Source organism: Mesorhizobium sp. WSM1343, from assembly GCF_055901535.1.
On record NZ_CM148370.1, the window covers coordinates 4,759,663 to 4,783,637 of the forward strand.

A 23,975-nucleotide genomic window follows, 5' to 3' on the forward strand; every position below is an offset into this window, starting at 1 on the left:
CATTCTTAGGAGATGACGCGGCCCGCTGTCAAGCGAAAGCCCATGGGATCGGCGCAGATTGCACGGAATGCGCAATTTCGATCAAACTGGCCGCGCCAGGAAACGCCAAGATGATCCGGCCAATGCGAAAAGGAGCCCCATGAACCCGACCGAGAAAGCGCTGTGGTTCGTCGAGAGCCATCTGCCGGAGGCGATCTCGCTTGACGATGTCGCGCAAAGCAGCGGCGTGTCGCGTTTTCATGTGACGCGCGCCTTCGGCGCCGCAACCGGCCGCTCGGTGATGGGTTACATGCGCTCACGCCGGCTGACCGAGGCGGCGCGCAAGCTGGCCGGCGGAGCGCCCGACATCCTCGTCGTCGCGCTCGACGCCGGCTACAACTCGCATGAGGCGTTCACCCGTGCCTTCCGCGATCAGTTCGGCACCACGCCGGAACTGGTGCGCGCGCAAGGCTCGACCAACAACCTCGACCTCGTGGAGCCGATCCTGATGGACCAGTCCCTCCTCACCAATCTCGAACCACCGCGCTTCGAGACCAGCCGGCCGTTCCTGATCGCCGGCCTCGGCGAACGCTACAGCTGTGAAACCAGCGCCGGGATTCCGATGCAGTGGCAGCGTTTTGCACCCTTTATCGGCAACATCCCCGGCGAGATCTCAGGCGTTTTCTACGGCGTGTGCCTTAATGGCGACGACGCGGGCAATTTCGACTATGTCGTCGGCGTCGAAGTGTCCGGCTTTGCGGATCTGCCGAAGGACTTCTATCGGGTGCGGGTGCCGGCGCAGAAATATGCGGTGTTCTCGCACCGCGAGCACATCTCATCCATCCGCCGGACGATCAACACGATCTGGAACAGCTGGCTGCCCGCCTCCGGTCACGAAATCGCGGATGCACCGGAATTCGAGCGCTATGGACCGGAGTTCGATGCCCACAGCGGCAATGGCGGCCTGGAGATCTGGGTACCGGTGAAGGCGTAGCTCGATCACGCCATCGGCAGCGCCGGCCAGCGATCGATGACCTTTCCGCCGGAAAACACGGCGATCGACCCGAATTGCTGCAGCACGGCCTCGCTCTGCGTCGGCCTTAGAAACGCGTAGTCGCCTGTCCTTGCGGTCGCATCGGCGGGCAAGCCCATGAATTGCTGGTTGGAGGACAGGCCGAGCAGGCCGTTCGTCTTCATGCCTTGGGGGAAGACCGGCTCGGCCATCCACTTGCCGCCATAGAGATAGCAGCCCTTGCGCGGAAACCGGCCGAGCGCCTGCAGCAGGCGGGTGACGGCCGGCGGGCCAGGCAGCATCGGCTCGACCACTTTCAGGATCGGCGTGGCGATGAAAGCCGCCGGCTGGAAGCCGTCGAGGCCTGGCGTATCGAAGTCGCTGGGCAGCACGAAGGCCGAGCCCATCGACACTTCATTGGCCGCGCCGCCACGATGAAGCAGCGCGGTCTTGCTGCCGCCGATGTTGAGGATACGGCGCTGGTCGGCGCCGAGACAGGCGACGAACGCCGCAGCCTGCGCCGACGCCTCCGCCAATGCCTTTGCCGGTCCGCCGAAAAGGCCGGGAATGAGCGGTGCATGCGCCTCGTAGGCCATGACGCCTTCGCAATGCAGCCGGGCCGGCAACGCGCTCAACGCCTTCGACAAGGCCGCGGGATCAGCAAAGCCGCCGCGATGCAGCCCGACATCGATCTCGAAAGCGATGCGCAGGCCGATGCCGAGTTCGTCAGCGAGAGCACCGTATTCCGCCAGTCTCTCCTCGCTGTCGATCAGCCAGCAGACACGCGACCAGTCGGCATCACCCTTCACCAGCGCAGCCCTTGCCGCACCGATCGGCATCGGCTTGCCGTAGAGCAGATCGGCATCCGGAAACGCCTTCAGCACCGCCTCGCTGATCGGCGGGTGGAAGGTCATGAAGCGCTCATGGCGAAGCGCCTTGCCTATATGCGCAAGCAGCGGCAGGCAGGCGAGCGATTTGTCGACCAGCCGCACGGCCAGGCCGGGATCCAGCCTCCTTTTTACCAGGGCAATGTTTCCGTCCAGCCGATCGCGGTCGAGCAGCAGGCAGGGTCGGAAGATGCCGGCGGTCTTCAGCGCATCCGAGAGGGTGGAAAAATAGGTGCTCATCATTCGATGCCGAACAGGCCGGCCATGTAGGGCGACACGAAGCGGTTTTCCGGATCGATGTCGCGGCGCGCCGCCATGGCATCGTCCCAGCGCGGGTAGAGCTTTTTCAGCTCCGCCGCCTTGAGGCTATGCATCTTGCCCCAATGCGGCCGGCCGCCATATCTGCGAAAGATCGGCTCTGCCGCCCGCATGAACGGCAAAGGATCGTTCGCGGCGTCATGGTGGATGGCGATGGAGCAGGTCAGCCTGTTGTAGAATGGCGAAAGCCAGAACTGGTCCGGCGCGACCGAGCGCACCTCCATCGGGAAATAGACCTCGGGAAAGCGCTTCTCGGTCAGCTCGATGATCTCGGCCAGCGCCTTCGGCCCTTCCTCGAACGGCAAATGATATTCCATCTCGTTGAACTTGGTCTGCCGGTCGCTGGCATAGACGTTGAGCCAGTCCTGCACGTAGTCCTCGGCGGGAAATTTGGCGGCCGCCGATCGGATCAGGCGGCCACGCAGCGATGGCAGCCAGGCAAGTGAAGTGCGCAGCCTGCGCAGTGTCCTCAAACCCGCCTCGTCCTCTTCCGGCGGCCGCGTGGTGGGTGCGGCATCGCTGAAATCGCTGGCGATGAACTGCGCATAGCCGGAAAACGGAATGTAGTAGAATTCGGCCGAGCGATGCGCGGCCATCATCGCCTCGAAATCACGCAGCATCTCGGTGATCGGCAGCACATATTTGCGGCGGCGCAACCGGTAGGTCGCGATGTTGTTCAGCGTCACTTCGGTGAGCACGCCGAAAGCGCCGAGCGCAACACCGATGGCGTGGATCATGTCCCGATCCCCTGCCCGCTTGAAGTCGCGGACCTTGCCAAGCCCGTCGACGATCTGCACCGTCTCCAGCTGCGTGTGATAGGCGCCGAGCGTCGGTCCCGAGCCGTGCGTGGCTGTGCCCAGCGCGCCGCCGATCGCCTGGCGGTCGATATCGCCCATGTTGGGCAGGCCCTGGCCAATGCCTTGCAGGATGTGCATGAGCGGGCCGAGCCGGGTCCCTGCCCGCACCCGCGCCTGATGTTTTTGCGCGTCGTGCGAGACCAGCCCTTCCAGTCTCTCCAGGGACAGGATCGTGCCCTGCGATTTCACCAGCGGTGTGAAGGAATGACCGGCGCCGGCCACGCGCACCGGGCCAGGCGCGGTCCGGACGAGATCACCGAGTTCACCGACATCGCCGGGGCTGGCGATCAGCTTGGGCTCGGCACTTACGAAGCCCGACCAGTTGCTCCAGGTGTTCGACATGCGCTCCCCGCTCAGGCAACCGCACGACGGCGACGTGACACAAGAACGAAGAGACCGAGCAGCGCCACGCTTGCCACCGCGCTGGCGGCGGCGAATTCCGGCACCGGCCGGAAATCCTTGCCGTCGATGAGCAGCGACGCCGCAATCGGCCCGATCGCCAGGCCGAACAGTTGGGCTGCCGGCACCAGCAGCACGGCGGTGCGCGTCTCGTCGGCGGTGATCGCCAGACGGATCTGGTAGGGCACGATGAACAGCAGGATAAAGCCCATGGCCAGGGCAGCGACCCAGAACGTCGTCAGGCCGGGGCTGCTGGCAAGAACCAGGGAACTGACAAGCGCCACGACGCCGATCGCCGCGATGGCAAGGCGATAATCGATGCGCGCCTCGAACGCGGTCGCCGTCATCGCCCCCAGGACCTGCACCGCGAGGCTGGCCGAGACGATCAGGCCGACGGTGCGGCCATCGATGCCGTATTGCGCGCCTAGCGGCTCCAGGAAAGCCCAGACCGCGCCGAAGAACATGAAGTAGCAGAAGACCGACAGCAGCGCGGTCATCGAGGAAACCGTCAGCACATTGGCCAGATTCTCTTCCTTGGGCAGGTCGGCATAGTCACCTGGGACAGTGAAAGCGACCGCCAGCGACACGACGCAGACGACGGCAAGAACGATGAAGCCACCCGCCGACCCTGCGGCCGGGATGACATAGAGCGCCAGCAACAGGGCGAGCGCGCATTGCGCCAGCGTCTGCATGGTGACGAAATAGCCGCCGATGCGCTCGGCACGCCGCGAGCGGGCGATCAGTTCGGTGGCGATGGCGACCAGACCGCCCTCGGCGAGCCCGGCAAGGGCGCGGGCCGCAATCAGCATGTTGGCGCTCGCGGCATAGGCCGTCCACACATTGGCCAGCGCCAGCAGCAGCAGAAGGACGGCACTTTTCCAGCGCATATTGTGGGCCGAAAGCAGCATCGCCACGACGGCCGAACCGATGGCAATGGCGATCATCTCGGCGGTGGCGACCAGCGCCAGTTCGTCGCCGCTGACATGGCCTTCGGTGTAGAGAGCTCCGAGCAGCACCGGCTGCAGGCCGAGGATGAGCAGGCCGACCGAACCGATCCACAGGGCCGAGGCGAGCTGCCAGCCGGTCGGATTGCCGACCAGCCAGTCGCCACTGCCTGCGTGGCCGATATCTGTCGAAGCCAAAGGCGCCTCCCCAACGTCCTTGCCGCGCGGCAAAAAAGCTGACAACCTGTCAGTATTTCAGAAACTGATACTTGATCATATTTCTTGTCAACCGGAATCTAAAAACCGTGCGAAAGATCGGTGCATGACGGAATTGAAGAGAATGGCGACCGAGCCGAGGCGCAAGCCCAAGCAGGAACGCAGCCGCGAGCGCATCGACGCGATCCTGTCGACGACCATGCGGCTGATCGGGGAAAAGGGTATCGACGCCGTCACTATGAAGGAGGTCGGCATGCTGGCGGGCGGGCCAATCGCCACCGTCTACCACTACTTTCCCAACAAATCGGCGATCCTGGCGATGCTCTATGAGCGGTTTTCAGAGGTCAGCCGGGCACGGCTGACGACGATCATCGCCGAAATCCACGAGGCGAAAGATGTCATCGTGGCCGCTGACCGGCTGCTCGATGATTATCTCAGCCGTGTCGCCGGCGATCCGGCCATCCAGGATCTGCAGAACGCCATCCAGGCCGACAAGGCGCTCAAGAACCTCGACCTCGCCGAAACGCGGCACCAAGCCAAAATGTTCTGCGACCATGTCATCGCCTTGCTGGAGCCCGAGAGGCGCGAGCAGTTCGAACGCATGGTTCTGCTGATCTTCCAGCTCGCCGGCGGCGTGGTGCGCCTGGCGCTTGCCGAGGGCGAAGCGGAAAGCCGCCGGACCATCGAGGATTACCGGTCTATCATTCACACGCAGCTGCGGCTGTTCCTCTAGAGCCGCGCCTATTTCGCCCGATGGACGAGGCCTTCGAAGCCGTGTGTCAGATCCGAAGCGCCGGCCGCGAACATCTTGACGAGATTTTGCGGACGGCCGGGAGTCTTGTTCGCATCGAGGAGGATGGCCCTGCCCTCATGCATGACGAAATCGAATTTTCCATAGTCGAAGCCGAGTTCACGCCGGCGCTCACGCAGTTCGTCGGGCACCGGGACGGGCTCGCGCCGGATCGTCTCCGATGCCTTGACCAGGCCGTTCGGGGAGACGTAGCGGGTGCAGCGCTCTCGCTCTCCGCAAAACACCCAGAAACGAACAGCAAAACCGTCGGGTTCTCTCTCCGGAATGAACTTTTCCACGACGAGATCGTCGCAATCAAAGACGCCGTCTGGAACGTCGCCGAGAGATCCGTGGATCTCATAGGGGTGCAAGATTGGCAAATGCGGAAACGGCGGCTGTTTGCCCGCGCGCTCGGATCGCCGGTTGAGGAGCGTCTCCGGGATTCCCCGATTGTTGAGATTGCTTTTGACGATCACCTGACCTTGCCAGCTGTCGGTTTTGTCGATCAATGCACCACTGATCCGCCGTTTGGATATGTCGGCGGCGCCGATGTTGAGGCAGAATGCAAAACTCCGGGCATAGTCGACATAGTCCGTGGGCGTCACCGTGGCATCGACATGCAATACCGCCATATCGGCGCTGACCGGCTTCGACAGGCCTTGCTGAACCCGAACCGAATGGCCGCGCCTTTTCAATTCCGCAAGAATGTCGAACAGCATGTATGGGCTGCTCCTGCGCAGCAGAATATCGCGCCTGCCCAGGAACCTGTCATGCTCATGCGTTATCACGGCGATACGCGCCACTATCCACCTCCTGGACTGTCTGTAGATGCCTTGAAATGTCTTGGCTTGTCCAACGACCTCTATTAAGCCCCGGTGATATCCAAAATCCAGGCGTGCAGGGGGCCAATGGAATTGCATGACAAATCATTGGGACGATTACCACCGCCATTGGAAACTTCTGGAAGCGCCGCTCCGGCCGACAGCGGAAACCGTCGCTATATTCGATCGCGAACTTGATCTCGGAAATGCCGATGTCCTTCTCTTGGGGGTTACCCCGGAATTGGCAGTTCTGGGCAAGTCGATGTTGGCGGTCGACCAGTCGGCGGCCATGATTTCCGGCGTATGGGCTGGCGACGACGGCTCGCGACGGGCAATCGCCGGCAACTGGCTTAACCTGCCCGTGGACCGCGCAAGCATCGACGCCGTCATCGGCGACGGATGCCTGTCGGCGGTCGCTTCCCAGGCGGCGCGCAGTTCGTTGTTTGGCGAGGTCGCCAGGGTGCTGAAGCCTGGCAGGCGCGCAGCGATCCGCGTCTTCGCACGACCGGAAACGGCGGACGATCTGTGCGGCATCGAAGCTCTGGTTCTGGCCGGCGGGATCGAGAATTTCCACGCGCTCAAATGGCGGATTGCGATGGCGTGTACGACCGACGACCGCGATTTTACCATCAAGGTGGCAACGATCCGCGATGCATTCGGCAGACTGTTTCCGGACCGCGAAGCTCTTGCCGCGCGAACAGGATGGAGCATGAGCTCGATCAACACGATCGACGTCTATGCAGGCTCGGACATAAGCTACAGCTTCGCGACGCTGGCCACGCTGACCAACGAGGCAGCCAACTGGTTCGGCGACGTGCGCGTCGTGCCGAGCGGAAGCTATCCGCTGGCGGAACGGTGCCCGCTTCTGGTGCTCGGTTCGGCCAGGCACCGGTAAGTTCATCATCATGCGCCAAGAGGCGCTCCGAGCGCCTTGACTCCGGCGCGCCGCCAGCCTATTTCAGCGCCACGTTAGCACTCGCCTTTGGTGAGTGCTAACCACATGTCCGGCGCCGCCGGATGGAGGAACTGTTTCTCACGTTCTCATCGAGGAAGAAAAAATGGCAAAGTCGAAGTTCCGCCCGCTTCATGACCGCGTGGTCGTTCGCCGGGTCGAATCCGAATCCAAGACCGCTGGCGGGATCATCATCCCCGACACGGCAAAGGAAAAGCCGCAGGAAGGCGAGATCATCGCTGTCGGCTCCGGCGCTCGTGACGAAGCTGGCAAGCTGGTCCCGCTGGACGTCAAGGCCGGCGACCGCATCCTGTTCGGCAAGTGGTCGGGCACCGAAGTCAAGCTCAATGGCGAAGACCTTCTGATCATGAAGGAATCCGACATCATGGGCATCATCGGCTGATATCAGGCCTTTCCGTCAACTGAATTCCCGGGCTCGATCGAAGCCCCTGCCAGGAGCTAAAAATGGCTGCCAAAGACGTAAAATTCTCCCGTGATGCCCGCGAGCGCATGCTGCGCGGCGTCAACATCCTCGCCGACGCGGTGAAGGTCACGCTCGGCCCCAAGGGCCGCAACGTCGTCATCGACAAGTCGTTCGGCGCCCCGCGCATCACCAAGGACGGCGTCACCGTCGCCAAGGAAATCGAGCTTGAAGACAAGTTCGAGAACATGGGCGCGCAGATGGTCCGCGAAGTTGCTTCGAAGACCAACGACATCGCCGGCGACGGCACCACGACCGCGACCGTTCTGGCGCAGTCGATCGTCCAGGAAGGCCACAAGGCCGTTGCCGCCGGCATGAACCCGATGGACCTGAAGCGCGGCATCGATCTGGCCGTGACCGAAGTCGTCTCGGCGCTCGGCAAGGCTGCCAAGAAGATCAAGACCTCCGAGGAAGTTGCCCAGGTCGGCACGATCTCGGCCAATGGCGACGAGTCGGTCGGCAAGATGATCGCGGAAGCGATGCAGAAGGTCGGCAACGAAGGCGTCATCACGGTTGAAGAAGCCAAGACCGCCGAGACCGAACTCGAAGTCGTCGAAGGCATGCAGTTCGACCGCGGCTATCTCTCGCCCTACTTCGTCACCAACGCCGACAAGATGGTTGCCGAGCTCGAGGACGTCTACATCCTCCTGCACGAGAAGAAGCTGTCCAACCTCCAGGCCATGCTGCCGGTTCTCGAAGCCGTCGTGCAGACCTCGAAGCCGCTGCTCATCATCTCGGAAGACGTCGAAGGCGAGGCTCTGGCCACGCTGGTCGTCAACAAGCTGCGTGGCGGCCTGAAGATCGCTGCCGTCAAGGCGCCGGGCTTCGGTGATCGCCGCAAGGCCATGCTGGAAGACATCGCCATCCTCACCGGTGGCCAGGTCATCTCGGAAGACCTCGGCATCAAGCTCGAGAACGTCGGCCTCAACATGCTCGGCCGCGCCAAGAAGGTGTCGATCTCCAAGGAGAACACCACCATCGTCGACGGCGCCGGCAAGAAGGCCGAGATCCAGGGCCGCGTTGCCCAGATCAAGCAGCAGATCGAAGAGACCACTTCGGACTACGACAAGGAGAAGCTGCAGGAACGTCTGGCGAAGCTCGCCGGCGGCGTTGCGGTGATCCGCGTCGGCGGTGCGACGGAAGTCGAAGTCAAGGAAAAGAAGGACCGCGTCGATGACGCCCTCAACGCGACCCGCGCGGCCGTGGAAGAAGGCATCGTTGCTGGTGGTGGCGTCGCGCTGCTGCGCGCTTCGGCCAACATCAAGGCCACCGGCGTCAACGCCGATCAGGCCGCCGGCATCAACATCGTTCGTCGTGCGCTGCAGGCTCCGGCCCGCCAGATCGCGGCCAACGCCGGTGCGGAAGCATCGATCGTTGCCGGCAAGATCCTTGAGAACAAGGGCGCGACCTTCGGCTACAACGCCCAGACCGGCGACTATGGCGACATGATCGCCATGGGTATCGTCGATCCGGTCAAGGTCGTTCGCACCGCTCTCCAGGACGCGGCCTCGGTCGCCGGCCTGCTGGTCACCACCGAAGCCATGATCGCGGAGGCTCCGAAGAAGGAGTCGGCTGGCGGCGGCGGCATGCCTGGCGGCATGGGCGGCGGCATGGGCGGCATGGGCGGCATGGATTTCTAATCCAGCCCTATCAGCCTTCAGATACGGAAAGGGCGGCAGAGATGCCGCCCTTTTCGTTTACGCGGACCTCGATCGCCGCGCCTCCGTCGGTTCTCAGACGGCGGCATCCGCGCGTTGCTTTACCTCGCCATCAAGCACCGCGGCTTCGATCAACGCCGCGACCTCATCGGCCACGGCCTGTACCGGGGCGCGGTCTCGGGTGGCGCGGGCGATCACCATCAGCCCTTCCAGTGACGATTCGACCAGTAGTGCCAATGCATGCGCGCGGCGCGCGGGCACCCCTGCCCTGACGAAGGCGTCCCGCAGCAGGCCTATCCACTGTTCGAAGGCCGAGCGGCACAACTCCGCCAGTTCCGGCACGTCGGTGGGCGAGTCCAGCACGACAGGCGCGATCGGACAGCCGAGTGAAAACTGGTTGTCTTCCAGCATGCGCCCCACCGACTGGTAGATATGATGGACGGCTACCGCCGGATCCTTTTCGGCGGCCAGCGCTTCGCCCAGCCTCTCCGTCACGTCGGCAACGCTGGCGCGCGTCACCTCGATGACCAATTGGTCCTTGCCGCCGGGAAAATGAAAATACAGCGAGCCCCGCGGTGCGCCGCTGGCGCTCAATATGTCGTTGAGCGAGGTGCCGTGATAGCCGCGCTGCCTGAGCAGCAGCCCAGTCGTCTCGAGTATGCGGGTGCGGGTGTCGTTGGCCATGTCAACCTCTGTCAGTAGGAATCATTATAGGCCTTGCGCAGAATATGACAATCGGTCTACATAATATGTAGATCAGTCTATATATTCCTTGAGGAGAACGAAATGCGCAACTACCGCCTCGAAGGATCCGGGACCGAATCCCTGGTGATGCGCGAGGCGGCGCAGCCAGAGCCGAAACCGCATGAGATCGTGGTGCGCGTTCGCGCCACATCGCTCAACCGACGCGACACGATGATCCTCAACGGCACCTATCCGCTGCCGCCACGCCAAGGCGTCGTTCCGCTGAGCGACGGGGCTGGTGAGGTTGTCGCCGTCGGCGCTGCCGTCACCCGCTTTGCCGTCGGCGACCGTGTCACCGGCAGCTATTTCGCGCGCTGGATCGACGGCCGCATCCATGCCGGGCTCGTCGACCAGCTCGGCTGCACGCTGGACGGCATGCTGGCGGAATATGCGGTTCTCGACGAACAATGGGCGGTGCGGCTGCCCGATCATCTCGACTGGCAAGAGGCCGCAACGCTGACCTGCGCCGGCCTGACCGCCTGGAATGCGGTGACGGGCGCCGGAATTCCGAAGCCCGGCCAATGGGTTCTGGTCATCGGCTCGGGCGGCGTCTCGCTCTTTGCATTGCAGTTCGCCAAGCTGCTCGGCTGCCATGTCGCCGTCGTCACCTCGCGCGGCGAGAAAGCCGACAGGCTGCGGGCGCTGGGCGCCGACCTGGTGATTTCGACACCGGATATGCCGCAATGGGGTGCGGCCGTCCGCGACCAGACCGGCGGCATCGATCTCGTCGTCGAGACCGGTGGCCCGGCGACCTTCGCGCAGTCGCTGATCGCCAGCACGCTTTACGGGCACATCGTGCTCTTGACGCTGCAGGATGCGAAAGGCGGATCGATCCAGCTGCCGGCGGCACTCTACCAGCGCAGCCTCGCCACCATCAGCCGCCTGTTCGTCGGCAGCCGGACCAATCTCGAAGCCATGCTGCGCGCCGTCTCGCAGCACCGCCTGCGGCCCGTCATCGACAAGGTCTTCGCCTTCACCGAGGCCGGCGATGCCTACCGCTTTTTCCAGCAGGGCGACGTCGTTGGGAAGGTGATCATCGACGGCGCCTGACCCATCGAGTCCTCAAACCCAAGGGAGAACGACCATGACAATTCGTGAAGCCTCGGCCAAGTGGCAAGGGACGCTGAAGGAAGGTTCGGGCCGGTTGCGGCTCGGCAGCGGCGTCTTCGAAGGCGCCTATTCCTTCCCGTCGCGTTTCGAGAACGGGCCGGGCACCAACCCGGAAGAACTGATCGCCGCGGCGCATGCAGGCTGCTTCTCGATGGCGCTGAGCGCCATGCTGGGCAACGCCAATCATGTCCCGACAAGCATCAGCACCGTCGCCAAGGTGCATCTTGGCGCAACCGCTGCCGGTCCGACGATCACCCGCATCGAACTCGAAACCGAGGCAGAGGTCGCGGGACTTGCCGAAGATGAATTCGAGCGCCTTGCACAGTCCGCCAAGGCGGGCTGCCTCGTCTCGCGGGCCCTTGGCGGCGTGTCTCAGATCACCCTCAAGGCAACGCTCGTCGAAGCCACCAAAGGTCAATGAAGCCAGGAGAAAGAAGATGACACAGGAGATTGTCATGGACGCAAACGCGTACGGTCTGTCCCAGAAGACGGCCGAGATCATGCGGCGCTACAACGACGTATTCCAACGCCATGATCCTTCGGCACTCGCCGAGCTGGTGGCCGACAATTGCGTGATCGAGAACACCGTGCCGGCGCCGGACGGCGCCCGCCATGCCGGCAAGGAAGCGTGCGTCGGGCTTTGGACGGCGATCGCGACCCAGGCCGGCACGCGCTTCGATATCGAGGAAACCTTCATTGCCGGTGACCGGGCAACGATCCGCTGGCGCTATTTCATGACCGACGGCAATTCGCTGCGCGGCGTCAACCTCATGCGTGTGGCCGATGGGCGGATCGTCGAAGCGATGGGCTATGTGAAGGGGTAGCGCGCCCCGAGCAATGCCCCGAAAGCGCATAACCGCTTTTCGCCCGGAATAGCGCAACAAAGGAGAGCGGATCAGCGAGACTGAACCGCTCCCCGCTACCGATCGGCCAGCGCCAGCTTTGCGCCGAGCATGACGAAGGCGCCGGCGAAGGTCCGGCGCATCCAGGTCAACACCATTGGCCGCGAGACGACATGGCTGCGGATCGAGGCTGCGAAGATGCCGTAGCCGACGAAAACCACGAAGGTCAAAAGCATGAAGACGGAACTCAGTTCCAGCATTTTCGACAGCGCATTGGGCTCGGTGGTGCTGACGAACTGCGGCAGGAAGGCGAAGAAGAAGATCGACAGTTTCGGATTGAGCACGTTGACGAGGATACCGGTGGCAATCACCTTGCCGGCCGAGCGCGGCGTCACATCCTGCTCGACGCTGAGGCCGCCCTTTTCCTTCAACGTGTTCCAGGCCATGTAGAGCAGGTAGGCGACGCCGAGATATTTCAGCGTCTCGAAGGCGAGCGCACTGGTGTGCAGCAGCGCCGCCAGGCCAGTGATTGCGGCGGCCATGTGCGGGATGATGCCGAGCGTGCAGCCGAAGGCGGCGATGATCGAAGCCCGCGCCCCGCGCGAGAGGCCGGCGCTCAGCGTGTAGAGAACGCCGGTGCCGGGCGAAGCCACGACAATCAGGGACGTCAACAGAAATTCGATGCTCACGATGGTTCCTCCGGCACCCTACCCGGCCAGGAAGGTACCGGGCTGCGGGTCGGCGCACAAGCGGAGGCGACGGGAGATTGGCTACACCGGTAATCCGAGCGCCTGGCGTGCCATCAGACACTCCTCGTCGCCGGGCATGCAGGCGCGACAGACGTCCGGCCGCACGTCGTAGATGCCGCAAGCGGTCGACTTGCCGATCTCGCCGGACAGCGCCGAGCAGCGCACGCCCTCGCAACGCATGCCTGACAGGTCGGATGCGACATATTTTTCCGGGATACGGTCGAGCTGTGCGTCATCTTCGGTGGAAAAGCGCGGCCACTCGGCCGAATAGGAACAGCAGGCACCGCAGCTTTGGCAATCGAAGGTGCCCTGTTGCGACGACAAAACGCTTGCGGCGGCCACCAGGGCGGACAGCCCTGGCGCGGCGGGGTTGTGATCTGCGTCTTGCGGCAAGGCGCTATTTCTTCTTGGCCGTCTTGCCCTTCGGCGAATCCGCCGGCGACTTGAACAGGTCGGTCGCCGCCTCGGTGGCGTCGCCGGCTTTCGGCGCGGCAACCGGCTTGGCCGGTTTTGCCGCGGCACCCGAGGCTGCCGGCTGATCCTTGGAGGAGAATTTTATGGCCATGTCAGTCCTCGTCGGCGAAGCGCGATGATGGCGCGCGCGGATTGCGCAGGCGGCCGATCAGCGCTGAAACGGCCGTGATGTTCATTTCCTCGGGCGACCAGTTTTTCACCGCCTCGATGTGATGGGCCGCCAGCTCGCGATGCGTGCTGCCGCTGTAGGCGGCGTCCTGATACGTCACCCGCTCATGGGTCTTGGCGTCTTCGCGGACATACTCGATCAGGTAGTTCGGGCATTCGGCGCGGCCGCGCACGCCGACGCGAACCTGGGCATCACCGTGGGCACGCTTGCAGCGTTCGAGCTTTTCCAGCACACGCCGGACGAATTCGACCGGTTTGTCGAGGCCTTCGACCATATCGGCAATGGTTGCGTCGGCGGCGATCGGTGTTGGCGGTACGCGTTTGGTGGCCATCAGCGTCGTCCGGCCCGCTTCGGCAAAGCGGCTAGCGCGGCGGCGGCGGCCATCTCGTCGGCCTCCTTCTCCAGGCGCAATTCGCGCAGACGCGCGGTCTTGGCTTCGCGTGCCTCGCTGACGGCGTCGCGCTCGGAATTGATGCGGTTGAGCGACATCGACTGGGTTTGCGTCTTGCTGAACAGGGACACGGCCTGATCGACGGTTGTCTTTGAACTGGTGGTCAAATCTTTCTCCTGTCAGGAGCCTGTGCCGATGGAGCGAGACCGGGTCTTCGGTCAGGATCACGCACAAAGCAACACGCGCGGCGAATTCAAATTGCTGGAGCGTCCCTTAGCACGTCCAGGCCGGCGCGCAGCGCACTTTCGGCGGCAAGGCGCGGAAAATGAAAAAGGCCAGGCACCGCCTGACCTTCCATGAGAGCGTCGCGCAACCAGATGACATCCAAAAGGATGCACCGCACGGGAACGCCCTGCTTATGCACATGATATGCCGTGGAAACTCAGGTCGCCGCGGCCATGCGCCCGAATTCGCCACTCACCGGTGCCAGTACATCCGTGGTCACCGGGAGAGCAGAATTCGTTTTTCAGGCCGCCTTCAACTGGTCGGCGGACATCTTGCCCGACTTGTTGTCGCGGACCATCTCGTAGCCGAGCTTCTGGCCCTCGACGATGTCACGCATGCCGGCGCGCTCTACGGCCGAGATGTGGACAAAAACGTCGGCCGAGCCGTCGTCAGGCTGAATAAAACCAAAACCTTTGGTGGCGTTGAACCATTTAACTGTGCCGGTGCTCATGACGAACCCTTTCCATGGCAAATATTCGTTCGACGCCATGCGGATGCACAACGTCGTTTGTCCCGATTTTTGATGTGGGAAGTTCGTCAAAGGCGCGCTCGAAAGCGCGGATAACAAAAGTCAGTCAAACAAATATCGACGATTTGCTTGTAGGCTTCTTTTGGCGCGCTGTCAAATTTGCATAAAGCCACAGATGCGGATTTCTCCCAAAACACCAGGCCAAACCAGCTGGCATGACGGCAAACCGGGCGCCAAACAGCGCGCTTGCGCCAAGTTGAAAAAATTTTCTGGCATCCAGGAACCATCCACGCAAAGGCGCATTTATGCCTTGTCGTCAGCAGTTCGTGAGAGCAATCGAAAGAACGGTTGATGGCAAAGACGCCCCCCGCACGATAAAAGGTGCGAGGGGCGTTTTCGTTGGATCCGGCTATTCGTCCGGCCCGGGTTCCGGCCACCTCTCCTTGGCCGCCTCGGCATACCAGTGCCGCATCGCCGGCGTTGCCAGCACGGCGTCGAGATAGGCGCGCGTATCCGGCGCAAGCGTGCCGCCATAGGTGTCGAAACGGGTGACGACAGGCGCATACATGGCGTCGGCCGCGGTGAAATGGCCAAACAGGAACGGGCCGCCCCTGCCGTATTTTTCCCGGCACTCGCGCCACAGCGCCTCGATGCGGGCGCGTTGCGCCTCGCCCTCGGCGTCGAGCGGCTTGTGGCCCTTCGGCCGGCGCAAATTCATCGGCCAGCCATAGCGGACCTCGCGAAAGCCGGAATGCATCTCGCTCGCGGCCGAACGCGCCAGCGCGCGGGCGTCGATATCGGCCGGCCAGAGCTTTTTCTCGGGAAACAGGTCGGCGAGATATTCAAGGATAGCAAGGGTTTCCCAGACGATCTTGCCATTGTGATTCAGCACCGGCACCTGACCGGTCGGCGACACTTTCGCCAGATTGGCAAAGGTTTCAGGCGTGCGCAGCCGCACGAAACCTTCCTCGAACGGGATCTCCAGATGCCTCATCGCCAGCCATGGCCGCAACGACCATGAGGAGAAACACTTGTTGCCGATATAGAGCGTGAATTCAGCCATTTTTCTCCCCGCATGCACGGCCATCCAAATTCCATGGTCGACACGTGTTCGCAGCCTAGCCCACCAGCCTTGCCCCAGGGCGGCGGCCGCGCGACCTGATCTGCCGTCCGGGCGACGCCTGGAACCTAACCGACGCCGGCTCGTTAGCTACCGCAAATGAATTCCTCCGAATTCAGAGCCCCAGGAGATGCGCAAAAAATGGTGAATAAGGATCAGGTTGCGGGCGTGGCCAAGCAGGTCAAGGGCTCGGTCAAGGAAGCCGCAGGCAAGGCAACCGGCAACAGGCAGACCCAGGCCGAAGGCACGGGCGACCGGACCGCCGGTAAGGTGCAGAAGGCCTATGGCGACGTCAAGGACAAGGTCAAGAAGGCGCTCTGATCCGACATCGGCAAACGCGCTTTATCGAGGGAAAGGCGGTCGCGAAGGCCGCCTTTTTCAGGTGCTCCAACCCTTGCTGAAAGCATTGGTGAAGACGACCTCGCCGTGATCGCCGGCCGCCTCGACCAGCACCACGTCCATGCCGTCGCTGGTCACCCTGGTCAGCGCGAAACCGCCCATATAGGCAGCCTTCGGCTTGAACAGGTCGATCCCGTCCCTGCGATAGATCAGCGGCGTTTCGTGCTGGTGGCCATGGAAAATGCCGACGACATTGTAGCCCTTCAGCGCCGCCAGCAACGCCTGCCGGTCGGCCTCGCTCCACCAATGCGGCGCACCACTGCCGTCATCATCGAAGTGCCGCTTGGCGGCATCCCAACGTTCCACCGAGAAAGTGTCCCAGCCATAGTGCTGGAACAGGATGACCGGACGGCCGTCCGCCGCATAGGTCGCCAGATCCTGCTTCAGCCATGGCAGGCTGCTCTCGGCGCCGTGGCCGGTATCGCCGGCGAAACGATGCGTCTGGATCAGATGCAGGCCGCCCCAGTCCCAGGAGTAACAGTCGGTGTCGACATCATAGTCGGTGGCCGGCACCGGCGGCTTGAAGAACACGCCGGCGCGATGGTTGACCTCGACATAGTCGCGCAGTTCGCGCCGATACCAGTCGACATGGTGCGGCGGGCCGTTCTGGTCGAGATCATGGTTGCCGAGCCCGATATAAACCGGCATGTGCACGCGATCGGGACCGACGCCCTGGCTGTAGCGCTGGCTGAACTGGAGCAGTTGGGTGCCCTCGCTCGGCTGCGTGATCTGGCCGCCGCCATCGTCGGTGATGTCGCCGCCGACGACAAGGCCGAGCGGCGTGCCTATCCTGCCGGCCGAACGCAGGCCGGTGGCGACGCCATTGATCTCAGTTGGCCAGTCCTTGTCGCCAAGCGCATTCAGCGCCGCCACGTTGCGCAGCAGCGCGGCGTCGGTCTTGCCTTCCTGCAGGCAGTTGGGGCTCAAGCCGCTCGCCATGCGGCAGGCATGGACATCGGCGATGAACAGGAAAGTGGCGTCGATCGACTGGACGCGTTGCCCGGTCTGGCTGAAGGCCGGGCGCGACAAGGCGCCGGCCGCGGCAAATCCTGCAGCCTGCGCCAGGAAGTTGCGTCGGGAAAGCGATGCAGTCGAACGGCGATTCATCATACGCTGATTCAGCATGGACAGCGGCCGGTCGTCCAGCGCCTCTGCGCCATCATCGACATGATGCCACGGGTCTGGCATGTCTCGCTTGCGCAAGCGGAGGAGGACGAAAAATGAAAGCCGCACCTATCTGCATGATCCTGGCCGCGATGTTGTGCGCGAGCACTGCGCATGCGGCCGGTTGCGTCGACGTCAAGTCCGCCAGAAAGGGTTTCGTTCTGGCGAGGCCCGGCATCCAGAGCGAATTTCGGCCCGTGGCCGGCGGGATGATGTCGGTTGCCAACACCTACGAATCGCAATCGCCGCAAACCCAGTATCTGTTTGCCGGCCTGATCGAGGTGTTTCGCGACAGCGACACCGGTCGCCTGGCGATGATCCCGCTTTCCGATCTGCGAAAGCTGTTTCCGCTGAAGGCGGGGACAAAGGCCGCGATAGAGTTCGTCGAGCTGTCGCCGAACAAGCCGCCGAAGGGCACCAAGACGCTGAGCCTGGTCGTCAAGGGCAAGGAGACATTCAGCCTGGGCGAGTGCAAATACAATGTCCTGGCGGTCAAGGAGACCTTCAAGAACGGTGCCGGCGAGACGCTGGATCATTTACCGCCCTCTATGCGCCAGATCTGCAAGCCGCGCTCGCGCGGCGCTACGATGAAGGCACCAGTTCGGAATCCGTCAACGGCTACGAGACGATCAAGCCGCTGGCCGAGTAGCTGAACCAGAGCACGGCGAGTCAAGGGGTTCCCGGCCGTGGCAGTATCCTGTTGCGTCGCCTGGCCGCCAATGCGCCCTGCGATGGCGACGGCGCGCTTCGCTCAAGTCCCGCCAGACAATCCCGCAGCACACCGGCATCCTGCGTGGCCTTGGCCATCGACATCGCTCCGGAATAGGCGGCGACCGTCAGCGCGGCGAAGCGTTCGGGGTCCGTGCCCTCTTCCCTGCCCGCCTGCTGGTCGGCTCGCAGCTTGTCGGAAATCGCCCGCCGCCACCCGGCAAAAATACCGGCAAGGGCAATGCGAAAATCGGGATCGGCAAGCGACAGTTCGTGCGCCAGATTGTTGAGCGGGCAGCCGCGCACGAAACCCTGCTGCTCCAGTTCCGCCGCCACGGCCTCGAACACCGCGCGCACGCCTTCGCGGGCCGACGCCGCCGCCAGCACCGGCGCGATCCATGTCTCTTCGACCGCTGCCGCCACACGCTCGTCGATCACCGCCAGCGCGAGCGCCTTCTTGGTCGGGAAATGGTGATGCAGCGCGCCGCCGCTGACATCAGCCGCCGCCATCAGGTCGCCGATGCTGGAGGCGTGGTAGCCGCGCGCCTGGAACGCATCCTCGGCGACATCGAGCACTTTCTTGCGCATGCCCTCAGGGTCGTTGATGCGTTTTCCCGGGCGCGGTTTTGGTTGAGCGATCATCTCTGCTGACATTGCCGGACATTAGCATATTGACAAAACAGGACAACCGGTCTGTTTTACAAACAGGACAATCACCCTGTTTTGAAGAATGCCGGATGAACCTGCCCCAGAACGTCGCGACGAAACCCTCAGCGCTCGCCTCGCCTGTCGTCGAGCTGCGGCAATACACGCTGAAACCCGGCCGGCGCGACACGCTCATCGACATCTTCGACGGCAGATTGATCGAGGGCCAGGAGGACACCGGAATGACCATCATCGGCCAGTTCCGGGACCTCGACCGCCCGGACATGTTCGTCTGGATGCGCGGCTTCGACGGCATGGCTGCGCGGAAAAATGCTCTCGCCGCTTTCTATGGCGGGCCGGTCTGGGCGGCGCACCGCGATGCGGCCAACGCGACGATGATCGATTCCGACGATGTGCTGCTGCTCAAGCCGGCGTGGCCGGGCGCCGGCTTCGACCTCGCGGGGGCGCAGCGGCCAAACCTGGGCGGCGACGAAAAGCCCATTCGAAACAGGCCGCTGACCGGCATCGTTGTCATCGAGATTCATCAATTGCAGCCCGGCACGGAGGCAGATTTCACCACCCGCTTCGAGATTGAGACGGCGTGCCTGATGACGGCCGACGCACGCCTGCTCGCCGCGTTCGTGACCGAGCCTGCCGAAAACAATTTTCCGCGCCTGCCGGTACGGGCTGACGAAAACGTCTTCATCAGCGTCATGGGTTTTGCCAGCACAGAAGCGCATGCCCGCCACAAGGCCGCGCTTGCCGCCTCGCCGGCATGGCAGGATTTTTGGCGGGCCGCGCAACCCGGCCTGACCAAACCCACGGAGACCTTGCGGCTGTCGCCGACATCGCAATCACTGGTCGGGATCTATTCCTAAAGCGCGTCGACGCGCTTAGGAATAGATCCTTTTTTGTGCATGTCGTTCTCCCAAAACCGGGGCCACTTTTGGGCGACATGCATCAGACTTCAAATGCCTCGACGATGGTCTTGGCGACAAGGGCCGGGTCTTCCCAATGCGGGTTGTGGCCACAGCTCTCGGCCCGGACGAAGACGGCTCCGGCAAGAGCGGATTGCAACGCCTGCTGGTGCGCCTCGCCGAACAGCGGGTCGCAGGCGCCGGCGATGATCAGCGTCCGGGCCTGCACGGCCCGCGCCGCATCGCTCAGATCGGCGCGGCGGATTTCCTCGAGAATCGCGCGCCAGCGCGGCGTCGGCATCGCCGAGGCCTCTTGCGCCAGGCTGGCGAGAAAGGCTGGAGGCACGTCGGGACTGCAGGCATGCCACCAGGCGTAGAACGGATCGGCCGGCGATATCGGGTCGCGCAGCGCCTCGACGCCCGCGACCAGCGGATGATCCGGCGCGAAATCGGGCTTTAGCGTGCCGGCCAGCACCACCAGCCCGCCAATCAGCTCCCTGTGTCGCCCTGCCAATGCGATGGCCACCATGGCGCCCAGCGAATGGCCGACGACGAGCGGCCGGTCGAGCCGCAAGCGTAGGATCAGCCCGGCAATATCGTCGGCGAAATCGGCTATGCCGCAGCCTTTGCCGGCCTGCGAGGCGCCGTGGCCGCGCAGATCCGGCATGATCAGACGGCGGCCGGCCAGATAGGGCGCCAGAAGCGAAAAGCTGCGGCTGGTGTCGGTGAAGCCGTGCACCAACAGCAGTGCCGGCTCGGCGCCTGTTATCTCGACATAGGCGATGTCGAGATTGCCGACAGTGACGAACTGCTTGCGGCCGGCCCAGCCGTCCTGGTTCGCGCAGGCATTCAGCACCGCCGCCCTCACAGGCCGAGCTTTTCCTTGACCGCGGCAAGGCCGGGTTGGCCGTCGAAGGTGGTGACACCGGCGAGCCAGGCATCGAGACGGCTCTTGTTGGCCGTGATTGCCTTCAGCGCGCCGTCCTCCGGCTTCATGCCGTCATTGATCAGATAACCCATGCCGACATTCTCGAAATCGATGTCGAAGGCGAGGTTTTTCAAGAACTGTGCGACGTTCGGGCATTGCTGCAGATAGCCCTTGCGCACCTGCGTCGTCACCGTCGCGGCGCCGAAATTCGGGCCGAAGAACTTGTCGCCGCCGGTCAGATATTTGAAGTCGTACATCATGTTCATCGGGTGCGGCGCCCAGCCCTGGAAGACGATGAACTGCTTCTCCTTGATCTCGTAGCCGACCTCGGAAAGCATGCCGGCTTCGCTCGATTCGACCACCTGCCAGCCGTCCAGGCCAAAGGCGGGATCGGCGATAGCGTCCATCATCAACTGGTTTGAACCGGGCTCGATGCCGTACATTTTCTTGCCGAATTTGTCGGCGAATTTGTGCAGGTCGGAAATGTCCTTGACGCCGGCTTCCCAGACATAGGTCGGCACGGCGAATGTGTATTTGGCGCCTACGAGATTGACGCGCACATTCTCGACCGAGCCGTCATTCTTGTAGGGCTCGTAATAGGTGACCATGGCCGGGTCCCAGTAGCCGAGGAACAGGTCGAGGTCCCTGTTTTTCATGCCCTCATAGATGACATTGATGCCGAGCACCTGGCTTTGCGACTGATAGCCGAGCGCCTCCAACAAGACGTTGGCGACCCCTGTGGTGAAGGCAAGGTCGTTCCAGCCGGGTTCGGCCATGCGGACCGTCTTGCACTCTTCGGCCTCGGCCGCCTGGGCCGCATGAGTGGCCAACATGAGGCCGGCAAGGCAGACGCCATTTGCAAGGATGCGCAACATTTCGGTTCTCCTCGTCCGTAAAATTGACCAATTGGTCTTTTTATTGTCCCATGGGTCAATTCTTGATCTGAACGGACGAAGATGTCAACGTGGATTCGACATGCATGGACCGATTCCGTGAAACTCAAGCGTCTCAGTGAGATCCGCCGCAAGGAATTGCGGCAGGCGGCCTTCGCAGTGCTGGAGCGCGAGGGAATTGCCGGCGCGACACTGGAAAAGGTGGCGGCGCAGGCCGGTGCCTCCAAGGGCATCGTGCTGCACTATTTCCGCAACAAGCAGGAATTGTTCGAGCACGCGATGCGTGAGGCAAACGCCGTCCTGTGCCAAGCGGTGATCGCGCGGCTTCGCCGGGCGCAGACACCGATGGAGCGCATGGATGCGGTGATCGAAGGCAATTTCGAGGAGCATCTGTTCCAGCCGCCTCTCTGCCATGCCTGGCTGTCGCTCTGCGCCGAGGTGCCGCGCGACGAGAAGATGGCTCGTATCCAGAGGGTGATCCATGCGCGCATGCGCTCGAACCTGTTGTCGGGCCTGCGCGGCCTCGCCTCGCCCGGAGATGCCGACGACATCGCGCTTGGCGTCACCGCGCTGATCGACGGGCTTTGGTTGCGGCTCGGCCTGCAGCCGGGCAGCGTGTCGCGCGAACAGGCTGTCCGCCAGGTCAAGAATTATGTCGCGGGACGGCTGGCTTTGGGGGAGCTTGCGACCGCCGGCGCTTAAACCAGCCTCGGCCGGCCTGCCGGATGGCAGCGGTCGAAGTTCATACCGTGGGATAGGCTGACGGCTTGACCTTGGCCGCCACTATACGGTGCTCTCGACGACGCAGAAATCTCGGAGCATCCGATGAGACTTCACAACAAGCGCGCGCTGGTTACCGGCGGGTCGGACGGTATCGGCCTGGCGATCGCCGAGGCCTTTTCGCGCGAGGGCGCGGACGTCCTGATCGTCGGCCGCGACACCAAGAAGCTCGACGCCGCCCATAAGCACCTCGGCGGCACTATCGAGACGCTGTCGGCCGATCTCGCCACATCGGCCGGCATTGCGGCCGTCGTCGAGCACATCAAAAAATCCGGCAGGCCGCTCGATATTCTCGTCAACAATGCCGGGGTGGCTTTCCTGGTGCCGTTCGAGACCGTCAGCGAGGCGCAGTTCCAACAATCCTTCGCGCTCAATGTGACGGCGGTGTTCTTCCTCACGCAGGGTCTGCTGCCGCATCTGGCGGCCGGCGCGTCGGTGATCAACATCTCGTCCTATTTCGCCAACAAGATGATCCCGAAGCGGCCCTCGAGCCTCTATTCCCTGTCAAAGGGCGCGTTGAACTCGCTGACCAAATCGCTGGCCTTCGAACTCGGCCCGCGCAGCATCCGCGTCAACGCCATCGCGCCCGGCACTGTCGACACCGCCATGCGACGCAAGACCGTCGACAATTTGCCGGCCGAGGCAAAGGCCGAGCTGAAAGTCTATGTCGAGCGCAGCTATCCGCTTGGCAGAATCGGCCGCCCCGACGATCTGGCGGGCATCGCAGTGTACCTCGCTAGCGACGAGGCGGCCTGGACCAGCGGCGGGGTCTTCTCCGTCGACGGTGGTTATACTGCGGGCTGATCCGTCCGGGCGCCACGCCAAGCGCCGACATTTTCAGCGACGCCACTTTCTACAAATCCAAGTACGCCTACCGCCTCCAGGACCTGATCGCGAACCCAGCGATGGGGTGGCTCGTCGTCGTGGCGCGCGTGCCAGTACATCCTGATTTCCGGAACAGCAATGGGAAGCGGCGGTTCAAAGATGACGAGCGGCAGGGTCTCGGCCGCCCAAACCGCGAACTGCCTGGGCACCGCCGACAGGTGGTTTCCATTTGCCACGGCTAATGCGACAGCCTGAAAGTGCGGCAGGGTCAGGCTTACACGGCGCGTTCGCCCGATCTTGCGGAGCGCCTCGTCGGTGGAGCCCGACATCGAGCCGTCGATAGAACGAAGAATATGGGGCAGTTCGCAGAAGAGGTCGATCGGCAGAGTCTTGCCTTCCATGATTCCCGCCTGCCTGATCGCAGCGTTGTCGTGCGCGGCGATGATGGCGAATGGTGAATGGAACAGAGGCGTGCTTGAGACCCAGTCGGAGACCTCCAGCGGACGCTCGAGCGCTACGTCGATTTCATCGTCCTGGAGCAGCCGCGAGACATCGCCGCGCGCGCTATCGAGAAACCTTAGCGACGCGCGCGGCGCGGCGCCAGCGATGCGTGCCGCCAGCGCTGGCATCAGCATCATGGAAAAGAAATCCGCCCCCATGAACGTGAAGGTTCGCTCCAGTTCCGCCGGATCGAACGCCTTGGCCGAATGGAAGACGCGTTCGATCTCGCGAAGCGCCACGCGCAACGGCTCGGCCATGCTCTCGGCGCGCGGTGTCGGCATCATGTCATTGCCCCGTCGCACGAACAGCTGGTCGTTGAGGAGATGTCGCAAGCGATTGAGCGCAGCGCTGACGGCAGGCTGGCTGAGGCCGATCTGCTCGCCGGCACGCGTAACGCTTCTCTCCCGCAGAAGGGCGTCGAACACCTTGATGAGATTGAGGTCGAGCGCGTTCAAATTCATCGCATCAATTCGCCCCATACGATCATTCGATTTCCGTTGTCGGCGTATCCCTGGCTAGATCGTCATCGGCCCAGCAGGCACAGGCAA

The 23,975-nt window shown here is 63.1% G+C and carries 30 protein-coding genes; 13 read left to right on the forward strand and 17 right to left on the reverse strand.

The genetic code is table 11. The annotated features are described in order from the left end of the window. Positions 1–139: 139 nt before the first annotated feature. The gene (locus AC0NIL_RS23305; RefSeq protein WP_027163209.1) at positions 140–973 is read left to right on the forward strand and encodes an AraC family transcriptional regulator; all 834 of its coding nucleotides are present in this window, start codon (positions 140–142) and stop codon (positions 971–973) included. Between the two features lie 5 nt (positions 974–978). On the opposite strand, the gene AC0NIL_RS23310 is transcribed toward AC0NIL_RS23305, so the two are convergent. From AC0NIL_RS23310 to AC0NIL_RS23320, 3 genes are read right to left on the reverse strand one after another with little or no spacing between them, the layout of a single operon-like run. Then, on the reverse strand, positions 979–2,118 hold the full coding sequence (locus tag AC0NIL_RS23310; protein ID WP_473573528.1) for an alanine racemase: 1,140 nt from the start codon (positions 2,116–2,118) through the stop codon (positions 979–981). Beyond that, complete coding sequence (locus AC0NIL_RS23315; RefSeq protein ID WP_027163207.1) at positions 2,118–3,395, reverse strand: D-arabinono-1,4-lactone oxidase; 1,278 nt, start codon at positions 3,393–3,395, stop codon at positions 2,118–2,120. Before AC0NIL_RS23315 ends, AC0NIL_RS23310 begins: the two co-directional genes overlap by 1 nt. A gap of 11 nt (positions 3,396–3,406) precedes the next feature. Continuing rightward, complete coding sequence (locus AC0NIL_RS23320; RefSeq protein WP_027163206.1) at positions 3,407–4,594, reverse strand: MFS transporter; 1,188 nt, start codon at positions 4,592–4,594, stop codon at positions 3,407–3,409. A 124-nt stretch (positions 4,595–4,718) separates the two neighbouring features. On the opposite strand from AC0NIL_RS23320, the gene AC0NIL_RS23325 reads away from it, so the two are divergent. Beyond that, positions 4,719–5,345 (forward strand): TetR/AcrR family transcriptional regulator, encoded by a 627-nt coding sequence (locus tag AC0NIL_RS23325; protein ID WP_027163205.1) that lies wholly within the window; start codon positions 4,719–4,721, stop codon positions 5,343–5,345. An 8-nt stretch (positions 5,346–5,353) separates the two neighbouring features. Here the strand turns inward: AC0NIL_RS23325 and AC0NIL_RS23330 are convergent, their stop codons facing one another. After that, on the reverse strand, positions 5,354–6,322 hold the full coding sequence (locus tag AC0NIL_RS23330) for an ATP-grasp domain-containing protein (RefSeq protein ID WP_224620299.1): 969 nt from the start codon (positions 6,320–6,322) through the stop codon (positions 5,354–5,356). Here AC0NIL_RS23330 and AC0NIL_RS23335 point away from each other — a divergent pair. The 3 genes from AC0NIL_RS23335 (at position 6,321) to groL (ending at position 9,296) form a co-directional block, all read left to right on the forward strand. Further along, entirely contained in the window at positions 6,321–7,118 is a 798-nt protein-coding gene (locus AC0NIL_RS23335; protein ID WP_013532388.1) for a class I SAM-dependent methyltransferase, read from the forward strand. The genes AC0NIL_RS23330 and AC0NIL_RS23335 overlap by 2 nt on opposite strands. A 163-nt stretch (positions 7,119–7,281) precedes the next feature. Beyond that, on the forward strand, positions 7,282–7,578 hold the full coding sequence (gene groES / locus AC0NIL_RS23340) for a co-chaperone GroES (RefSeq protein WP_006203049.1): 297 nt from the start codon (positions 7,282–7,284) through the stop codon (positions 7,576–7,578). 62 nt (positions 7,579–7,640) lie between these two features. Next, positions 7,641–9,296 carry a chaperonin GroEL gene (groL, locus tag AC0NIL_RS23345; RefSeq protein WP_224620301.1) on the forward strand — a complete coding sequence of 552 codons (1,656 nt, stop codon included), beginning with the start codon at positions 7,641–7,643 and terminating at the stop codon, positions 9,294–9,296. A gap of 93 nt (positions 9,297–9,389) precedes the next feature. On the opposite strand, the gene AC0NIL_RS23350 is transcribed toward groL, so the two are convergent. Beyond that, the gene (locus tag AC0NIL_RS23350) at positions 9,390–9,998 is read right to left on the reverse strand and encodes a TetR/AcrR family transcriptional regulator (protein ID WP_027163313.1); all 609 of its coding nucleotides are present in this window, start codon (positions 9,996–9,998) and stop codon (positions 9,390–9,392) included. 102 nt (positions 9,999–10,100) lie between these two features. Between AC0NIL_RS23350 and AC0NIL_RS23355 the strand changes: the two genes are divergently transcribed. Genes AC0NIL_RS23355 through AC0NIL_RS23365 form a run of 3 tightly spaced genes read left to right on the forward strand, consistent with a single transcriptional unit; the run spans position 10,101 to position 11,992 of the window. Continuing rightward, positions 10,101–11,108 (forward strand): zinc-dependent alcohol dehydrogenase family protein, encoded by a 1,008-nt coding sequence (locus AC0NIL_RS23355; protein WP_027163314.1) that lies wholly within the window; start codon positions 10,101–10,103, stop codon positions 11,106–11,108. A 34-nt stretch (positions 11,109–11,142) separates the two neighbouring features. Beyond that, positions 11,143–11,589, forward strand: coding sequence for an OsmC family protein (locus tag AC0NIL_RS23360; RefSeq protein WP_027163315.1), 447 nt, complete (start codon positions 11,143–11,145; stop codon positions 11,587–11,589). A gap of 16 nt (positions 11,590–11,605) precedes the next feature. Then, positions 11,606–11,992: a nuclear transport factor 2 family protein gene (locus AC0NIL_RS23365; protein WP_027163316.1), complete on the forward strand. Its 387-nt coding sequence runs from the start codon at positions 11,606–11,608 to the stop codon at positions 11,990–11,992. 95 nt (positions 11,993–12,087) lie between these two features. Here AC0NIL_RS23365 and AC0NIL_RS23370 read toward each other — a convergent pair whose 3' ends face one another. The 7 genes from AC0NIL_RS23370 to AC0NIL_RS23400 form a co-directional block, all read right to left on the reverse strand. Continuing rightward, positions 12,088–12,699, reverse strand: coding sequence for a LysE family translocator (locus AC0NIL_RS23370; RefSeq protein WP_027163317.1), 612 nt, complete (start codon positions 12,697–12,699; stop codon positions 12,088–12,090). Between the two features lie 81 nt (positions 12,700–12,780). Then, on the reverse strand, positions 12,781–13,101 hold the full coding sequence (locus tag AC0NIL_RS23375) for a YkgJ family cysteine cluster protein (protein ID WP_032809400.1): 321 nt from the start codon (positions 13,099–13,101) through the stop codon (positions 12,781–12,783). 55 nt (positions 13,102–13,156) lie between these two features. Next, a complete protein-coding gene (locus AC0NIL_RS23380; protein WP_013532397.1) occupies positions 13,157–13,324 on the reverse strand; it encodes a hypothetical protein in 168 nt (55 codons plus the stop codon). A gap of 1 nt (position 13,325) precedes the next feature. Then, the gene (locus tag AC0NIL_RS23385; protein WP_013532398.1) at positions 13,326–13,733 is read right to left on the reverse strand and encodes a hypothetical protein; all 408 of its coding nucleotides are present in this window, start codon (positions 13,731–13,733) and stop codon (positions 13,326–13,328) included. Continuing rightward, entirely contained in the window at positions 13,733–13,960 is a 228-nt protein-coding gene (locus AC0NIL_RS23390; protein ID WP_013532399.1) for a hypothetical protein, read from the reverse strand. The genes AC0NIL_RS23385 and AC0NIL_RS23390 overlap by 1 nt, the downstream gene beginning before the upstream one ends. A gap of 359 nt (positions 13,961–14,319) precedes the next feature. After that, entirely contained in the window at positions 14,320–14,529 is a 210-nt protein-coding gene (locus AC0NIL_RS23395) for a cold-shock protein (protein WP_010915421.1), read from the reverse strand. 427 nt (positions 14,530–14,956) lie between these two features. After that, a complete protein-coding gene (locus AC0NIL_RS23400) occupies positions 14,957–15,610 on the reverse strand; it encodes a glutathione S-transferase family protein (protein WP_063167709.1) in 654 nt (217 codons plus the stop codon). Between the two features lie 198 nt (positions 15,611–15,808). Here AC0NIL_RS23400 and AC0NIL_RS23405 point away from each other — a divergent pair, with 198 nt between their 5' ends. Then, a complete protein-coding gene (locus AC0NIL_RS23405) occupies positions 15,809–15,988 on the forward strand; it encodes a CsbD family protein (protein WP_024505721.1) in 180 nt (59 codons plus the stop codon). 57 nt (positions 15,989–16,045) lie between these two features. On the opposite strand, the gene AC0NIL_RS23410 is transcribed toward AC0NIL_RS23405, so the two are convergent. Next, positions 16,046–17,176 carry a metallophosphoesterase gene (locus AC0NIL_RS23410; RefSeq protein WP_473573780.1) on the reverse strand — a complete coding sequence of 377 codons (1,131 nt, stop codon included), beginning with the start codon at positions 17,174–17,176 and terminating at the stop codon, positions 16,046–16,048. A 110-nt stretch (positions 17,177–17,286) separates the two neighbouring features. On the opposite strand from AC0NIL_RS23410, the gene AC0NIL_RS23415 reads away from it, so the two are divergent. Continuing rightward, positions 17,287–17,883: a hypothetical protein gene (locus tag AC0NIL_RS23415; RefSeq protein WP_473573737.1), complete on the forward strand. Its 597-nt coding sequence runs from the start codon at positions 17,287–17,289 to the stop codon at positions 17,881–17,883. Between the two features lie 16 nt (positions 17,884–17,899). Here the strand turns inward: AC0NIL_RS23415 and AC0NIL_RS23420 are convergent, their stop codons facing one another. After that, positions 17,900–18,526 (reverse strand): TetR/AcrR family transcriptional regulator, encoded by a 627-nt coding sequence (locus AC0NIL_RS23420; RefSeq protein ID WP_473573738.1) that lies wholly within the window; start codon positions 18,524–18,526, stop codon positions 17,900–17,902. A 149-nt stretch (positions 18,527–18,675) separates the two neighbouring features. Here AC0NIL_RS23420 and AC0NIL_RS23425 point away from each other — a divergent pair, with 149 nt between their 5' ends. After that, a complete protein-coding gene (locus AC0NIL_RS23425; RefSeq protein ID WP_473573739.1) occupies positions 18,676–19,461 on the forward strand; it encodes an NIPSNAP family protein in 786 nt (261 codons plus the stop codon). A gap of 82 nt (positions 19,462–19,543) precedes the next feature. On the opposite strand, the gene AC0NIL_RS23430 is transcribed toward AC0NIL_RS23425, so the two are convergent. Further along, positions 19,544–20,368 carry an alpha/beta fold hydrolase gene (locus AC0NIL_RS23430; RefSeq protein ID WP_473573740.1) on the reverse strand — a complete coding sequence of 275 codons (825 nt, stop codon included), beginning with the start codon at positions 20,366–20,368 and terminating at the stop codon, positions 19,544–19,546. Next, complete coding sequence (choX, locus tag AC0NIL_RS23435; protein WP_275953542.1) at positions 20,365–21,303, reverse strand: choline ABC transporter substrate-binding protein; 939 nt, start codon at positions 21,301–21,303, stop codon at positions 20,365–20,367. The genes AC0NIL_RS23430 and choX overlap by 4 nt, the downstream gene beginning before the upstream one ends. Before the next feature lie 81 nt (positions 21,304–21,384). Here choX and betI point away from each other — a divergent pair, with 81 nt between their 5' ends. Next, positions 21,385–22,023, forward strand: a complete 639-nt coding sequence (gene betI / locus AC0NIL_RS23440) for a choline-binding transcriptional repressor BetI (protein ID WP_473573741.1) — start codon at positions 21,385–21,387, stop codon at positions 22,021–22,023. Positions 22,024–22,146: 123 nt separating this feature from the next. Continuing rightward, complete coding sequence (locus AC0NIL_RS23445) at positions 22,147–22,905, forward strand: SDR family NAD(P)-dependent oxidoreductase (RefSeq protein ID WP_275953543.1); 759 nt, start codon at positions 22,147–22,149, stop codon at positions 22,903–22,905. On the opposite strand, the gene AC0NIL_RS23450 is transcribed toward AC0NIL_RS23445, so the two are convergent. After that, positions 22,890–23,906 (reverse strand): LysR family transcriptional regulator, encoded by a 1,017-nt coding sequence (locus tag AC0NIL_RS23450; RefSeq protein WP_245469215.1) that lies wholly within the window; start codon positions 23,904–23,906, stop codon positions 22,890–22,892. The two genes, AC0NIL_RS23445 and AC0NIL_RS23450, sit on opposite strands and share 16 nt — an antisense overlap. Between the last annotated feature and the right edge of the window lie 69 nt (positions 23,907–23,975).